The 15,527-nt window shown below is 39.1% G+C and carries 13 protein-coding genes; 10 read left to right on the forward strand and 3 right to left on the reverse strand.

The features are described from left to right. Nucleotides 1–6 precede the first annotated feature (6 nt). The 7 genes from BST97_RS00915 (at nucleotide 7) to BST97_RS00945 (ending at nucleotide 6,960) form a co-directional block, all read left to right on the forward strand. Nucleotides 7–963 (forward strand): stage II sporulation protein M, encoded by a 957-nt coding sequence (locus BST97_RS00915; RefSeq protein WP_085765479.1) that lies wholly within the window; start codon nucleotides 7–9, stop codon nucleotides 961–963. After that, complete coding sequence (locus BST97_RS00920; protein WP_085765480.1) at nucleotides 956–1,885, forward strand: hypothetical protein; 930 nt, start codon at nucleotides 956–958, stop codon at nucleotides 1,883–1,885. The genes BST97_RS00915 and BST97_RS00920 overlap by 8 nt, the downstream gene beginning before the upstream one ends. Beyond that, entirely contained in the window at nucleotides 1,882–2,655 is a 774-nt protein-coding gene (locus BST97_RS00925; protein WP_085765481.1) for a DUF4129 domain-containing protein, read from the forward strand. Before BST97_RS00920 ends, BST97_RS00925 begins: the two co-directional genes overlap by 4 nt. Further along, nucleotides 2,652–3,929, forward strand: a complete 1,278-nt coding sequence (locus BST97_RS00930; protein WP_085765482.1) for a DUF4350 domain-containing protein — start codon at nucleotides 2,652–2,654, stop codon at nucleotides 3,927–3,929. Before BST97_RS00925 ends, BST97_RS00930 begins: the two co-directional genes overlap by 4 nt. Nucleotides 3,930–4,165: 236 nt before the next feature. Beyond that, the gene (locus BST97_RS00935; RefSeq protein ID WP_245833705.1) at nucleotides 4,166–5,143 is read left to right on the forward strand and encodes an AAA family ATPase; all 978 of its coding nucleotides are present in this window, start codon (nucleotides 4,166–4,168) and stop codon (nucleotides 5,141–5,143) included. Beyond that, nucleotides 5,143–6,477 carry a DUF58 domain-containing protein gene (locus tag BST97_RS00940; RefSeq protein ID WP_245833617.1) on the forward strand — a complete coding sequence of 445 codons (1,335 nt, stop codon included), beginning with the start codon at nucleotides 5,143–5,145 and terminating at the stop codon, nucleotides 6,475–6,477. Before BST97_RS00935 ends, BST97_RS00940 begins: the two co-directional genes overlap by 1 nt. A gap of 21 nt (nucleotides 6,478–6,498) precedes the next feature. Beyond that, nucleotides 6,499–6,960 (forward strand): hypothetical protein, encoded by a 462-nt coding sequence (locus BST97_RS00945; protein ID WP_085765483.1) that lies wholly within the window; start codon nucleotides 6,499–6,501, stop codon nucleotides 6,958–6,960. A gap of 541 nt (nucleotides 6,961–7,501) precedes the next feature. On the opposite strand, the gene BST97_RS00955 is transcribed toward BST97_RS00945, so the two are convergent. Beyond that, on the reverse strand, nucleotides 7,502–7,681 hold the full coding sequence (locus BST97_RS00955; protein WP_085765485.1) for a hypothetical protein: 180 nt from the start codon (nucleotides 7,679–7,681) through the stop codon (nucleotides 7,502–7,504). Between the two features lie 129 nt (nucleotides 7,682–7,810). On the opposite strand from BST97_RS00955, the gene BST97_RS00960 reads away from it, so the two are divergent. Next, entirely contained in the window at nucleotides 7,811–8,827 is a 1,017-nt protein-coding gene (locus tag BST97_RS00960) for a hypothetical protein (RefSeq protein ID WP_157111364.1), read from the forward strand. Between the two features lie 69 nt (nucleotides 8,828–8,896). Here the strand turns inward: BST97_RS00960 and BST97_RS00965 are convergent, their stop codons facing one another. Further along, nucleotides 8,897–9,667, reverse strand: a complete 771-nt coding sequence (locus BST97_RS00965; protein WP_085765487.1) for a class I SAM-dependent methyltransferase — start codon at nucleotides 9,665–9,667, stop codon at nucleotides 8,897–8,899. Beyond that, nucleotides 9,667–10,947 carry a hypothetical protein gene (locus BST97_RS00970; protein WP_157111365.1) on the reverse strand — a complete coding sequence of 427 codons (1,281 nt, stop codon included), beginning with the start codon at nucleotides 10,945–10,947 and terminating at the stop codon, nucleotides 9,667–9,669. Before BST97_RS00970 ends, BST97_RS00965 begins: the two co-directional genes overlap by 1 nt. A gap of 178 nt (nucleotides 10,948–11,125) precedes the next feature. Here BST97_RS00970 and BST97_RS00975 point away from each other — a divergent pair, with 178 nt between their 5' ends. Both BST97_RS00975 and BST97_RS00980 read left to right on the forward strand, forming a co-directional pair. Further along, nucleotides 11,126–13,204 (forward strand): beta strand repeat-containing protein, encoded by a 2,079-nt coding sequence (locus tag BST97_RS00975; RefSeq protein WP_085765489.1) that lies wholly within the window; start codon nucleotides 11,126–11,128, stop codon nucleotides 13,202–13,204. A 17-nt stretch (nucleotides 13,205–13,221) separates the two neighbouring features. Next, nucleotides 13,222–15,378 carry a T9SS type A sorting domain-containing protein gene (locus tag BST97_RS00980; protein ID WP_085765490.1) on the forward strand — a complete coding sequence of 719 codons (2,157 nt, stop codon included), beginning with the start codon at nucleotides 13,222–13,224 and terminating at the stop codon, nucleotides 15,376–15,378. The last annotated feature ends 149 nt before the right edge of the window (nucleotides 15,379–15,527 follow it).

The raw sequence follows: 15,527 nt of genomic DNA on the forward strand, positions 1-15,527 counted from the left end.
GCTTCAATGCGCGAAGCAGCATTTGTAAAACAAAATAAAGATAAATGGATGGCTTTTGAACGAGCCATGGATAGTAAATCAACCATCAATCCAGACCACCTGGCTGACCTTTACATCCAATTGACCAATGATCTAGCCTTTGCTCAGACCTATTACAAAGGCAGTAAGACTTTGTTGTATTTGAATTCTTTGGCAAGTCAGGCGCACCAAAATATCTATAAAAACAAAAAAGAGTCTGGAAACCGTATAGGTCGGTTTTTCTTAAAGGAATTTCCTTTGTTCTTTGCTGGTCATCAAATGACTCTGCTGTATGCTTTTCTGATTTTCATGGCAGCGGTTTTCATAGGTACGATTAGTTCGTTGTATGACGATTCTTATGTCAGATTGATTTTGAGCGATGCCTACGTGAATATGACGCTGGAAAACATCAAGAATGGCAACCCGACCGGAGTATATCAGGATGCGGGTCAATTGAGTATGTTTCTAGCTATAACAATCAATAACATTAGGGTAGGTATGCTCTGTTTTGCGGCTGGGCTGCTCACCAGTATCGGATCTGCTTATATATTATTTAGAAATGGAGTGATGGTAGGAGCTTTTTTTACCATGTTTTATCTGGAGAACGTGGGACTGGAATCATGGAGTGTGATCATGCTGCATGGTACGATTGAGCTTAGTATCATAGTTATATGCGGTGCGGCTGGTATGGTCATGGGTAACGCCATAATTTTTCCGAAAACCTATTCTAGGCGTCTCAGTTTTATCCAGGGTGCAAAAAAAGGCGTGAAAATCGTCATGAGTACGGTTCCTTTATTTGTTGTTGCTGGATTCATTGAAGGTTTTGTGACTCGGTATGCATTTATGCCTGCGGTAATTAAATATTCAATAGTCACATTAAGTGCAGCAATTATTCTAGGCTACTACGTCTATTATCCACGATATTTGAAACGCATCTATGGATAAGAATTATGTAGAACCTCGGTTGCGTCGGGACTTTGGAGGAATTATTACGGCTTACTTTGAATTTGTACGCTATAACTACAAAGGCCTTTTTAATAGCTTCATTGCCTATAATGGGATCTTTATGATTCTCGTTCTTTTGTTTGGCTACCTCTTTATAACTAACATTGTAGAGTATGCGGTTACACAGAGCAATTGGGTTCCAGGAGAAGATCGGTCAGAGATGGGAGCGCTTGCGGCAGGTATGTCTGTGATACTGTTTTTTCTGGTACTGGGATTGGCATCCATATTTAATTATTGCATAGCGAGTGCTTATATCAGCATTTATGAGAGGGATAAAGAGAACAATGTAACGCGAAAGGCTGTTTGGAAAAAATTCAAGCCAAAAATCTGGGGTATGATCGTTTACATCATAGCGGCGGTTACATTGTATTTCGTTTATTTTATAGTAAATATTATCCTCGCGTTCATACCCATCCTAGGTACGCTTGTTTCCTTGCTTATTGCTTTGGGATTTAACGTTTGGATGGGGCTAACGGTATTTAGTTACATACATGGTGATGGAAATGTTTTTGAATCCTTTGGTGAGGCGTGGACGCTTTTATTTAGATCATTTTGGAAAAGTATAGGAGTCAATTTTGTCATAGGTTTTATAATACAAATTACCCTTTTTGCTCTTAACATGGTACCTGGCGTCATTATGTTTTTGTATGTATTCAATTCTGTGGAAACCAATAATGGTTTAGAAGGTGACGTTTTTTCACAAATTCTCATTGTGGTCATGATGGCGTTATTTGCCATTACCTTTATGCTGATCCAGCTGTTCTCGCAGTCAGTAAATGGCTTTCTGTATTTTAATTTGCACGAGGTGCGGCACAATACGTACCTGCGCAGCCGCATCGATAAACTTGGGGAGATCACATGAAGAAGTTGATTGTTTTTTGTTCTGTTTTTTTAGGTCTCGTCCCGATAACTATCGGGATCGCGAAAGCGCAAAATCTAGAAGATCTCATGCCCACCATCCAGGAGCCAGAAGAGAAGGTTATAGATACCCTAGGCCGGGTCTACGATGATTCTACTATCGATAAAAGAAGTTTCGGAAATTTAAATGACACCTATTCTGGACCAGAATTTAAATACACGGAGGTTGAAGATGAGTCTGAAAACTTCTTATCGGGTTTCTTCAATGGGATTTTTGAATTTATTCGTACGGTTTTCGGTATCGATGTGAGTCCTGTCATGGCTCAAATCATTAAGATTTTTGTCTATATGATTATAGGTGGCTTTGCGGTTTATTTCTTGGTACGCCTACTCAGTGTAGAGTCAGCCAGTGCTATAGTGGGTCGCAATCGTAATAAAGCTACGGCCGTATCCATTGAAGATACCCACATTGAGGAATTGGATCTTGAAAATTTGATCAGGGAAAGTGTTGCTGCCGGGAACTACCGGCAGGCGATACGATACATGTATCTGGAAACACTCAAATTACTGAGCAGCACCGGTAGGATAGAATGGGACCAGCAAAAGACTAATGGTGATTACTTGAGGGAGATTAAAAATCCTACTACCAGAGAGAAGTTTAAACGCATTTCTTACCTATATGATCATATATGGTATGGAGAGTTTGACCTTAATAACAATAGTTTTGAGGACGCACGCGACCAGTTCAACAGCATCAAAACTAAAATGGCGTGATAGACAAGCGGTCCAAGTTCATATTGTTCGGGTTACTCGCGCTTATCTTGATTCTCTTTGTCGTGGAGAGCACCAGGCCTAGGCCCATACGCTGGAATGAGAGTTACACCAGCGGTGACAAGATTCCATTTGCTTGCTATATACTCTATGATCAACTTGAAAATTTATTTCCCGAGCAGGAAATTACCTCAGTAGATCAAACACCTTATGACTTCATGCGCAACAATGAGGACATAACGGGAGCCAATTATATTTTCATAAATGGCTGGCTCGACTTTGATCAGGTAGAGGTGGAGTATCTCATGGATTTTGCCTCTAGAGGGAACAAAGTTTTTATTTCATCTAATGCCCCATACGGTGCACTGGCAGATTCTCTAAATATTAAAGCCAATAATAATTACACCCGATACAGTAAAGAAACTCCAGATACGCTCACGACTAGATTCAGTAATGAAGCCTTAAATGATCGTGTGTATAGCTTTGAAAAAGGAAGCTCCTATCGCTACTTTACAAGTTACGATTCCTTAAATACTAAGATCTTAAGCACGGTCATGATAGATCGGGCAAAGCGTAATTTTGTGGAAGAAGCTATCAATACGGGCCAGAAAGAAGATGATGAGGATGTAGAAATCGATCCAGAAAGTATACCACAAGTAGACTTCATAGAAACAAAAGTGGGCGACGGTGCAATCTACTATAATCTGAATCCTATTGCGTTTACAAATTATTATTTATTGCAACCAGATCACGCCGGTTATGTAAGTGGAGCATTGTCTTACCTGAATGACGGTCCGGTCTATTTTGATGATTATGGCAAGTCGGGTAGGAAAGTGGTGACCTCTCCCTTGCGGTTCATATTATCTGAGCCTACTCTCAAAGCAGCTTATTACGTTGTAATCGTATCAGTATTGCTATATCTTGTTATAGGAAGCAAGCGCCGTCAGCGCATTATACCTGTCATCAAACCTTTTAAGAATGAAACTGTTGCATTTACCAGAACCATAGGCAGCATGTATTTTGAGAGCAAGGATTATAGCGGTATCATCAATAAGAAAATCCAGTACTTTTTGGAACATCTGCGTTCTACTTATTTTATGGATACCACGCAACTCAATGCGACATTCATAAAGCGATTGTCTCAAAAAAGCAATTATCCAGAGTCCCAAACAACTGATTTGATCAATTATATCAACGGTTTGAGACAAAAACCTCTTCATACTGAACACGAACTCAAAGAGCTGACCAAAAAAATAGAAGCTTTTCTAAATCGATAACCATGGAAAACAAAGATCCCAAAGAAGAAAATAAAGAAATGCAATCATCAGCAAATGATGGATTGCAAGAGCCTGCACAAGAGCAATTTGTTCACAGTCCCGATGCTTCCCATGGTCAAGTAGATGGTGAGGGGTCTCGCTTTCGCGAAAGCGAAAATGAAAAAAGCAGTTCTTACCAGGAATCTCCAGTAACACCAGCTCAAACAGAAGGTGGCGCTAGCCCAGAAGCAAAATCAATGGAATCACTGCAGTTCAAAAACCGTATCGATCTTGAACAATTGTCCAGCGCTGTTGCACAGATCAAAGCAGAATTGTCAAAGGTGATCATAGGTCAGGAAGAGATGATCGATTTGCTGATTGTAAGTATCCTGGCAAACGGTCATTCCCTGATTGAAGGAGTTCCCGGCGTTGCAAAAACGGTAACGGCAAAACTGCTTGCTAAGACTATGCAAGTCGATTTCAATCGCATCCAGTTCACGCCAGATCTTATGCCTAGTGATATTTTGGGAACATCAGTCTACTCGCTTAAAGAAAATGAGTTTGAATTTAAGGCGGGACCTATTTTTTCAAATATCATTCTGATCGATGAGATCAACCGCTCTCCAGCAAAAACCCAAGCCGCACTTTTTGAAGCCATGGCCGAGCGTCAAGTAACCATAGACGGTAAAGAATATGAATTGAAGGCTCCGTTTTTAGTCTTTGCGACCCAAAATCCGGTAGAACAAGAAGGTACGTATAGATTACCAGAAGCACAGCTGGACCGTTTTCTTTTCAAAATCAATGTAGATTATCCCAATCTGGATGAGGAAATTAAAATCCTGGAAGGCAATCACCATCGCTACAATGCAGACCCAGAATCCTTGATTAACGGAGTGATGAATGCAGAGGAGATTGTTACATATCAAGAAACTGTTTCAAAAATAATCGTAGAGCGCAACTTGATCAGTTACATAGCTCAGATCGTCATGACCACGCGTAACAATCCAAATATTTACCTAGGAGCATCGCCTAGAGCCAGTATTGCCATCATGAATGGTGCAAAGGCTTATGCTGCGATCATGAACCGTGATTTTGTTACTCCTGACGATGTAAAATACATAAGCAAGGCAGTATTACGACACCGAATCATTCTCACTCCTGAGCGTGAGATGGAAGGTTTTACTCCAGATCGTGCAGTGGCGCAGATTTTAGAAACTGTTGAGGTACCTAGATAGTGAAGCGATTCTACAGGACATTTTTCTTGACTAAGCGATTATTCATCTGTCTGATCGCGGCAGTTATCAGCTTTATGCTGGCATTTCTGGCGCCTAGGCTTTATGAATATTTGCTGATAGGAGTTTATATGTTAATTGCAGCAATAGTGATTGATGTTGCTTTACTCTATCGTACTAAGAGAGGCATTGTGGCATCTCGTGAACTACCAGATAAATTGTCTAATGGAGATAAGAACCCGGTAACCCTCAAAATACGAAATCAGTACCCCATGAAAATGGATCTTACTGTAATTGATGAGTTGCCCGACCAGTTTCAAAAAAGAGATTTTGAAATCCATCTACAGCTCGAGGGGCAAAAAAATCACAGTATTTTTTACACTGTACGTCCTACGGAACGTGGAGAATTTCACTGGGCCGCGATCAGGGTTTTTGTAAAAACAGCTTTAGGTCTTGTCACGCGTAGATATAGCTCTGATAGCGACGGTATGGTGCCTACCTACCCATCATTTTTGCAGATGCGCAAGTACGAGCTCATGGCTTTTACTAATAAACTGCGGGATCATGGGATGAAGAAAATACGTCGTATAGGTCATACCCTAGAGTTTGAGCAGATCAAAGAGTACGTGCAAGGAGACGACATCAGGAACATGAATTGGAAGGCTACAGCTAAGCGCAACCAGCTCATGATCAATCAGTATCAAGATGAGAAATCCCAACCGGTATATTCTGTAATTGATAAAGGTAGAGTCATGCAAATGCCTTTTGAAGAGCTGAAGCTACTGGACTATGCGATAAATTCCACGCTTGTGATTTCAAACATCGCCTTGAAAAAAGGTGACAAGGCGGGCATGTTCAGTTTTTCTGATAAAGTTCAAAATCAGGTAATGGCTCAGAAAAAAGCCTCTCAAATGAATTTGATTCTGGAAACACTTTATAATCTAGACACCGATTTTAAGGAAAGCGATTTTTCCAGGCTTTATATAGATGTAAAGAACAAGATTACCCAGCGCAGCCTGTTGTTGCTGTATACAAATTTTGAGACTTTGGATGCGCTGCATAGACAATTGCCTTACCTACAAGCCATCGCAAAAAACCATTTGCTGGTAGTCATCTTTTTCCAGAATACCGAGCTCAAAAAAATGACACAGGAGCCCGTCACGGACACCCGAGATATTTTTGACAAGACCATTGCTCAAAAATTCATGTATGAAAAGAAACTCATCGTGAACGAACTCAACAATTACGGAATTCAAACCATTCTCACCGAACCTCAAAACCTTACCGTAAACACGATTAATAAGTATTTAGAAATTAAAGCGAGAGGACTGCTTTAAAGATTTTATATCTTTAAAGGCATGAAGCGATTGTATTTTATTAATGATTGGTTTGCTCGACAGCCTGGTTATGTCAGATATCCATTGATAATTGTACTAGGCTCTTCTTATGTATTATTTACCAACGGTCTAGATTGGATCTTTGGGGAGTCTCAACTCAATGTGATTATATCTATAATTACATATTTATGTTTGGTAGGTTGGATTATTTTTCAGTCACAAGTTAAAAATGCCTTCATTTATACTCAGGGGGATATTTTCGGAATCCGGATTGACGGGAACCGTGTAGATTTTCAAGCGACACACATCTCCGAAGTCAGTCTTGATGACAACCATTTGTTAAAAATCAGGCGTATCAATCGCATAGATAGTTTTGATTTGTCACCTTTCAGAGAAAAGGACAGAGACAAACTCATGAAATACCTCAAAGAGTTTCTGAGCGATGAGGTTGAATTGCATAGCAATAGTATTCCTACGGTTTGATACTATTTCAAAACATTCCTACTGAAATTGAAAATCGTACTCATCATATTTTCTGTGATTTTTCTGTGGTGCGGTGATCCACACGCAACTGTGGATTGTAAAGTGAAAGGAGAATTATGTCAACAAACTTCGCCAGATTACGATGTCGCTGTACAGCTCGTTAACGACTATGTTTATTTTCTAAACAATTCAAAGTCTGAAGTTGAAGTTATTAATTGGTTTGCGACTAGAAAAAACCTCACAAAAGGTTTAAATAACAAGTCATAGAAATACTTACTGAAGCCCATGATAAAGATCCTTTATTTGGTTTAGGCTTCGATCCTATTTTTGATGCTCAGGATCATCCAGAAAAATTCGAAATTGAAAGTCCTGAATCGGAATATATGGTTGTAAAAGGTAGGGATTGGTCCAGCTTTAAGCTGACGATGCGGTTAAAATTTGAAAATGGTAAATGGGTGGTTGATGGAGCAGGAACCATTTATATTCCCGCTGATAAGAGATTCAAAAAGTAGATTTAAGCTAACTAGAGTATGAAATTTAATTAATTTGGGTTGATTTGGCTTCTAAGCAAATCTATTTCATCTTTGATATTCAGTGCCTTGGCATTCAATTTATCGCTGGTCTGACGACAGTTCAGAGCAATCTCAAAAGACCTTTTCATAAGCTCGCAATACTGAGCTTTCTTTTGTTGTAGTATATTAAACTTTTCTTTGTGTGGCATAATTTCTAACTCTGGCGCAAAAATAAAAGCTGATTTGTTAAGAAATCGTTACGGAATTAAGTATTAGTTACTAAAATATTTAAAAGATTCAACAAACTGCAAATGTGAGATTGTATTATATTGGCAGCGTTGAAAGTTAATTGGTTACCATATCAAGGATCAAAAATTCTATTTGATGTCGATGCGCTCAATGTTTTTCTAGTGCTGTTCTCGGCGTTTTTAGCTTATTTATTCCCCTTAGAATTATTCATTTGTGCTTATATTATTTTAGGCCCTTTGCATTACCTTACTGAAATTAAGTGGTTGCATGATAAAAACTATTTTTTCGATACCAATAGTACGTGGCTGTTTATTTGTTTACTGAGCGCTTTTGCCATCTTTTTCCCAAAACTTTGTTTTTACCTTTTGCCAGATGGATTTCCTTTTGAAGATTTTGTTTATCAATGGAATGAGTGGACTAACGGTTTTATACTGATTACCTTACTCTTGGCAATTATGTTTCCTATCATGAAAACCAAAACCTACCGCATAGTTGCCGTGATTGCAGCTCTCCTTTTATCCATAGCATTAAAGTTTGCTGTCTCTTTCAGTCTATTTATTGGGATTATGATTCCCACTTTGATCCATGTTTATGTGTTCACGGCTCTTTTTATGGCCTACGGTAATAAAAAAAGCAAAAGTAGGTCAGGGATGGTCAGCCTTTTACTTTTATTGGTTTTGCCGGTCGGTCTTTTCTTTATCGACATACCAGAAGGTTCTTTTCTCTTCGATGATTTTCTTAAAAATTTATATATTGATAATAAGCTGCATCATCTTCCAGTATATTTAAATGATTTTCTAGGGCTGAGTGACGGCAGCAGTTTTTTCTTTTATGAATCGCTTTGGATCAAAACCATGATGTTCATATCCTTTGCCTATTGCTATCATTATTTAAATTGGTTCTCCAAAACAACGGTGATCAATTGGCACAAAGAATTTAACTTCACCAGCGCAATTGCCTTATTCGTAACCTATGCCATTCTACTTGCAACCTATTTTTACGACGTTGCTTTGGGACTTCTTATGTCGCTACTTTTTGGTTTTCTGCACGTTTTTCTGGAATTCCCGCTGAATGTAAGAAGTATCAAGGCGCTTTTTGTCAAGTAGTTTGCTTGCTTGTGATGATATTACGCTTTCGCGAAAGCGTAAAACGTATAAAATGGTAACCGATTAAAATTATTTCTTCTTTATGACAGCAAGGAAATCTAGAGCTTCACTTCCCATCTCACCAATGGTGTAGTCCTCTGAGGATAATTTATTGAATAAATCACGGTTCTTTCTTTTCAACTTTTTGCGGTTGATGCGATTACCTATTTCATAAGGCCATTTAAGCAACCATCTTGGGGTGAAGTGGACCACTGGTTGGAATACTCTATTCAAAACTGTCAGATTTGATGCGTTGTCTTTATAGTAGGTTGACAACAGTTCTGAAGGATATACGCCATAATAACTTGAGCTGCAATTTTCAGAAGTAGTGAGGGTTTTGAATTCTTTTTTATCCAATTCCTTAGCGTGCCATGGATTAGGAAACAAGGTTTTTTCCTTGTTAGGAGTAGAGATAAAAAGTGTTCCTCTCGGTTTAAGCAGATGTATGAGGGATTTTATTAATTGTTCTTGCTCGTAGATATGTTCAATAAACTGAAAGCAAATGATAAAATCCATTTGGGGTAAATCGATGTTGTCCATTTCTCCTACATCAGACCTGAAAAAAGAAACGTTCTCAAATTTCTCAAGAATTTTTTGCACGCTGTAACTGGATTTGTCCAGCAGATACAAATGATCTGCATTTTGATAAATCTTTCCTAGCCCATAGCCTTCACCACAACCTATCTCTAAAACAGATCCATAGACGTGGTTTTCAATAAATTGATAAGCTTTTTGAGTACGCAGGAGCATGGGACGGTCCGATTCATGCTCTGTTGAGGTAATCTCTGTGGTAAAAAACATTAATCCAGATCGATGTTTTGAGACCACTCTTTACGCTTGGCTTTCAGTTTTGCTAATCTGTTGCTCCAGTAATCACTGCGTTCAGGATACTTGGCCAAATGTGCTTGAATAATTTCCCTTACGGTTTTGAGTTGCCGAGCACTAGCGTTCACTGCTTTTCTTTGAGCAACTTTTGTACTAACAAAGGACTTTTCTAGTGAAGCAATCACATTGGTCAGGTAAGCATCCATCAAGAATTCCGCTTTGTTGACTTCACCTAATCTCAGGTAAAGTTCTCCTATAGAGTAGACTTCATTTGTGATCCCAAAAGCTTCAAGGTCTACAGCTTTCATACCGTCATCAATAAGGTGAGAGGCGCTGATGCTATCACCAGTTTTTAAAAGATATTTCGCCTCATTAAGTAAAGCAGGTCTAAGAATACTATTACCGAAATTTCTAGGAATCCCATTTTTAAATTGCCGATCGGCATTCATTTTTGAAAAAAACTGCTCCAGAACGTTAGATGTGATAACCACCTTTTGCACATCTTGCCCCTCAAACCTAACCGGTAAAACAGGTTGTAACAATTCCACAAGACCATATTGCACTAAAAATCTATCTAATCCTAGGAGATGCTGATCGTTGATAGACTTGGTAAATACCACTGGTCTTTTATTTACGGTATTAGAAATAATCATGAGCGCAAAAAGTTCTCCTCGCGATATTTTTTGATCATTCCATCGCCAGTTTATGTGCTGTCTGGTAAGATCAGATCGATTTTCAAGTTCTTTATATCTAAAACTGAAATCAGATTCAAGAATACCCATATCACGCCCAGGGAAATATTTGATTTTTACGCTATCTACCTTCACAAAAAGGCTATCGTTATTAAAATGCTCATCCAGTCCAGCAAGATTGGTCACCCTCATTTCATCCATATTTATCGGGAACGTGATCTGTCCCTGTGGATGTAGGATTTTTTTTGGAAGATGTAATTGGATGCTGTCTTTTTCTAATTCCGACATGATTGAATCGTAATAGGAAGGCAATTCCAATCGACGTTTATCGATGATCATGACATCCGTCCTATATTTAAATACTTGCTGCAAGTAAGAGATGGAAATAGCAGAAGTACTATCAATAAAAAGCAAACTGTTTTGAGGGCAACTGTCTAGGTAAGCTTTTGCAATGACTTGAGAAATTGGGTCAATTTGTTCGAATTCGTCCTCAATGGATTTAGCGTGACCTGCTTGGGTAGCTCCGAGTAAGACCATGAAAATTAAAATAATCCTTTGGGTCATAGAAATATGAATTTTTGCGCTTTCGCGAAAGCGTGATTTTAACATAAAACCTTTTTATCAAAAAGTTTGTCTAATGCAATAAGTTGATTTTCAACATAAATTTGCAATGACTTAAGGATTGTTTAACAAATATTCACAAAAATAGATTAAATTTACAGTCCACTACAATAACCGAGATATGAAAAAAATTACTTTATTATGTCTGCTGATCGTTAGTAGTTTAGGCTGCGCTCAGACTTTAAACGAAACCATGGGTACCGGCTCTGGAGTCAGTATTACTTCTGGGGACTTTAATACCTTGTACGGAGATAGTACTGGAAGCTTTTTAACATCTGGAAGTGGAAATACATTAATAGGGTATCGAGCGGGTAGAAGTGTGACAACTAGTGAGTTAGTAGCTATAGGTTATGAAGCGGGATATTCCAACACAACTGGATTTGATAATACCTTTATTGGTTGGCAAGCGGGAAAATTTAACATTACGGGAGGTGATAATACTTTTATTGGAACGGAGAGTGGTGAGAATAATACTACTGGTTACGACAATACCTTTGTAGGAGAAGAAAGTGGGGCAAATAACACGACGGGTTATGAGAATACATTTATAGGCGAGGATGCTGGTTTTTCCAACACAACGGGTTATAAACAAACTTTTGTAGGTAATGAAGTGGGTATTTCTTCAGATGTAGGTTATCGTAATACGGGAGTGGGTAGTGAGTCCATGAGTGATGTAGACGACGGTCACCATAATACTGGTTTGGGAGATTCTGCAGCCATCGACATAGGTGATGGTATCTATAACACTATGGTGGGAGCTGCTGCCGGTGTAGCTACAGAATACGCTGACTATAATACTTTTATTGGATCGCAAGCAGGTTGGGACAATAATAGGACAAACAGTCTTACCAATGCAAACCATAATACTTATGTAGGTTTTTCTACTGGTTTTAGCAACCGAGAAGGGGAATTCAATGTTGGGATGGGTTCTAGATCCGATTATAATAGTACCGTTCGTAGTCGCACCACCTTTATAGGAGCAGACATTGATGTAGATAATAATGACGTAATCATTATGGGTTATAATGGTTATAATAATGGGCAATATTCTATTTCCATTGGAAATAATCATGACATGAGAGGTACTGGTTCTGTCATGTTGGGTAATTTAGGAAATATGCAGGCTAATGCAGATTACTCTATAGGTATAGGGGATCAATTGGATATTGAAGAGAATGATGTCGTAGGTATAGGACGATCTGTAGATATAGATAATCAGTTTGCTATTGCTATAGGCTCTACAACCGTGGCTTCTAATGACGGTGCCATAGTTCTCGGGTATCAAGCGAGTTCAACTGATCCAAGTGCTGTAGATCCAACTAATAATATTGCTATCGGAACATCCGCTAATGTTCAAGGGACGAATTCAGTAGCCATAGGGAATGCGGCTACAGCGGTTAATGATAATACCATGGTACTGGGTGGAGCCACAAATCCACTCAGCGTGGGAATAGGGACTGATGCTCCTAATAGTAATGCGGCGCTTGAGCTTTCAGGAACAAATAAAGGTTTGCTTTTTAATAGGCTTACAACGGCCTTGCGCACAACTCTAGCCTCCTCACTTGGCACAGGAGATGAAGGGCTCACTGTGTATGATACTGAAGAAGATGGTTTATACATTTGGGACGGCTCGGCTTGGAAGGCTAGTGGAGGTGGTGATACCACTGATTTAGAATCAAGAATAGCAGCTTTGGAATCAGCGACTCAAGGTTCAGGTTCTGACGCTACGCCACAAGCATTCAATTATCAATCAGTAATTACAGATGCTTCTAATAACCCTATTAGAAATCAGGCTGTAGGTTTACGCCTTAATCTTGTTCAAGGAGGGACTATCACAGTGTACTCTGAAACTCATTCTGTTACCACAAATGCCAGTGGTGTAGCCTCACTTAAAATAGGTGAGGGGACCGTGCAATCTGGAGTCTTTGCTGATGTAGACTGGAGTACTGGAGATTATGACCTTGAAATAGAGGCAGATGTCACTGGAGGTACCTCTTATGTCTCTATAGGGGCCACACGTTTGGTTAGTGTTCCTTATGCCTTGCACGCGGTTACGGCAGACCGGCTTACTGGAGCTCCTATGTCATCGCGACCGCTTTCCACGGACAATACTTCATCAACTGGAGAAGTTGCTGAATTGAGAGCAGAGGTTCAAAGATTGTCTCAACTAGTTGATCAGTTATTGAGAGATAGAAATTAATTCAAAACCTAAATGTCATGAGATTTCTACTCACAATAAATAGGTTTTGTTTTCTAGTCCTGTTCCTGGCCTCATCCGTCGGATGGTCTCAATCAGTTGATCGGGAGCTTACTTCCAGCGCAGCTGATAGTTTTATCAATGGCGGTAATTTATTTGAGATCACAGTAGGGGATGTAGCTGTTACAGACCTAGGTGCTAATCCAGCAATTAATCAGGGATTTTTGCAGAACGCAAATACTATTTACATCTATAGCGGAGGCTCATGGTCACCTATGGATCCCGTAGGTAATGCGACTGATAAAGACTTTGTAATTGTCGAGGATGGTTCAACGACCCTAACCGGTAACCTCATTGCACAAGATTTAACCATCGACCCTGGGGCAACGTTGGACTTCGGGTCAAATGATGTGAGCATATCGGAGCGATTGATTAATAATGGTACAGTTTTGGGAGGTGATGCAAGGTTGATTTTTACGGGTAGTACTGGAGAGTTTACTGGGAACAACATTGAGGTTTCTAATTTTGAGAACAATGGGTCGGGCACTCTATCTTTAGAACTTGATCTTTCGGTTTATGATCTAGTCACTTTGAATTCTGGAACCGTTGATAATAATTCAGGTAAGTTAATTTTCAAAAGTGGTCCTGTAAAGACAGCCATGCTCAATCAGGTGTCTATTTCAAATGCAATGACTGGCAGCGTTCAAGTCGAAAGGTACTATCAAGATACTCGAGCTTTTAGGTTTATATCTAGTCCGGTTACCACAACCTCTTCTATCAATTCAAACTGGCAAGAAGGAGTTAATAATACGAGCCTTGATTATTCACAAAATCAAAATCCTAATCCTGGATTTGGAACACATATTTCTGGAAATTTTACTGGAGTAAATGGATTTGATGCGACCCAAAATGGAAATCCTTCATTATTTGGTTTTGATAATATTGGTCAGGCGTGGACTGTAGTTTCAAATACTAATAGTCAAACTTTGAGTGCAGGTAATCCGTATCGACTCTTTATAAGAGGTGATCGATCAATCAATTTAAACTTTAATGCTTCCACTCCAACTGAAACCCGAGTAAGGGCTGAAGGTGAGCTAGCTTTTGGAAATTTCGTAGAATCAAATCTAAACACGGGAGCTGGAGCTTTTAATTTTGTGGGTAACCCTTATCAGGCTGCGGTTGATATGAATACAGTCTTAGGTGCTAGTACAAATCTCAATACTAATAGTTTTTATGTTTGGGATCCCAACTTACAATCAGGCGTAGGAGCGTACGTAACTGTGGCGTTACCGGCTGGTACTAACACATCTGCTTCAACGGCAAATCAGTACCTACAACCTTCTCAGGGAGCTTTTGTAACCACGCTTAATGCAGGTGCAGCTTCAATTGTTTTTAATGAAAGCGATAAAGCTGTGGGACAGAATACGTCTGTATACAATACATCCAATGGAATCCATAGCATTGTAGGACAGATCTTTAAAAATAATGCAGGTGTTTTAGGACAGTATCCAGAGGATAGTTTCGGTATAGATTTTCATGAGACATACAGCAATGATATTAATGCCATGGACGCCATAAAACCTTTTAATGTAAGAGAAAATATTTATGTTAATAATTCGGGTGTCAATTTGAGTCTAGAACGTAGAGAACTGCCAGCTGATAACGAAGAGATACATGTGGATCATTCAGGTTATTCAGTTTCAGAATACACTTATAGAGTTTACGTCACTGGGCTCGTCGCACACGATGTGTTTTTAAGAGATGATCTATCTAATCAACTTGTAGCTTTGTCCCAAGGTTTAAATGAATATCAATTTTCTGTAGATCCTAACGATGCTTCTGGCGCAATAGATCGGTTCAGCTTTGTATTTCAAGATACTACCTTGTCTAACCCAACGATTGACTCTGGAGCGCTAGAGATTGCTCTTTATCCTAACCCAATAAATGGCGACGTTTTGAATATCGATTTAGGTAATTTAGATAACTCTTCTAATCAGTACGATCTATCCTTCAGAGTATCAACGATTTTAGGTCAACAAATAATGTCAGATGCACTCAACGTGTCAAATGGTCAAGCATCTGTAACTGGATTGGGAACTTTGTCCACAGGAACCTATTTGTTTGAGATTTATGATGGTAAAGACAGGTTGTATACAGATAAAATAATCATTGAGTAGATACTTTTAGCTAGGTGCAAGACATCTAGCCGCCTAAAGATAAATTACTGAAGATCAAACCACATTTTATCAAATCTATAGATTGGGAAAAATGGATAGGAATAATTTTATTTCTATTCATTTTTTCTGTTTACGCTCTCACTTGTACA

The organism is Nonlabens spongiae, assembly GCF_002117125.1.
GTDB classification, from domain to species: domain Bacteria; phylum Bacteroidota; class Bacteroidia; order Flavobacteriales; family Flavobacteriaceae; genus Nonlabens; species Nonlabens spongiae.

What these genes read in the sequence shown, in the direction of transcription:
- BST97_RS00915 (WP_085765479.1), top strand. Translation starts at nt 7, where the DNA reads ATGCGCGAAGCAGCATTTGTAAAACAAAATAAAGATAAATGGATGGCT.
- BST97_RS00920 (WP_085765480.1), top strand. Translation starts at nt 956, where the DNA reads ATGGATAAGAATTATGTAGAACCTCGGTTGCGTCGGGACTTTGGAGGA.
- BST97_RS00925 (WP_085765481.1), top strand. Translation starts at nt 1,882, where the DNA reads ATGAAGAAGTTGATTGTTTTTTGTTCTGTTTTTTTAGGTCTCGTCCCG.
- BST97_RS00935 (WP_245833705.1), top strand. Translation starts at nt 4,166, where the DNA reads ATGGAATCACTGCAGTTCAAAAACCGTATCGATCTTGAACAATTGTCC.
- BST97_RS00945 (WP_085765483.1), top strand. Translation starts at nt 6,499, where the DNA reads ATGAAGCGATTGTATTTTATTAATGATTGGTTTGCTCGACAGCCTGGT.
- BST97_RS00955 (WP_085765485.1), bottom strand. Translation starts at nt 7,681, where the DNA reads ATGCCACACAAAGAAAAGTTTAATATACTACAACAAAAGAAAGCTCAG.
- BST97_RS00965 (WP_085765487.1), bottom strand. Translation starts at nt 9,667, where the DNA reads ATGTTTTTTACCACAGAGATTACCTCAACAGAGCATGAATCGGACCGT.
- BST97_RS00970 (WP_157111365.1), bottom strand. Translation starts at nt 10,947, where the DNA reads ATGACCCAAAGGATTATTTTAATTTTCATGGTCTTACTCGGAGCTACC.
- BST97_RS00975 (WP_085765489.1), top strand. Translation starts at nt 11,126, where the DNA reads ATGAAAAAAATTACTTTATTATGTCTGCTGATCGTTAGTAGTTTAGGC.
- BST97_RS00980 (WP_085765490.1), top strand. Translation starts at nt 13,222, where the DNA reads ATGAGATTTCTACTCACAATAAATAGGTTTTGTTTTCTAGTCCTGTTC.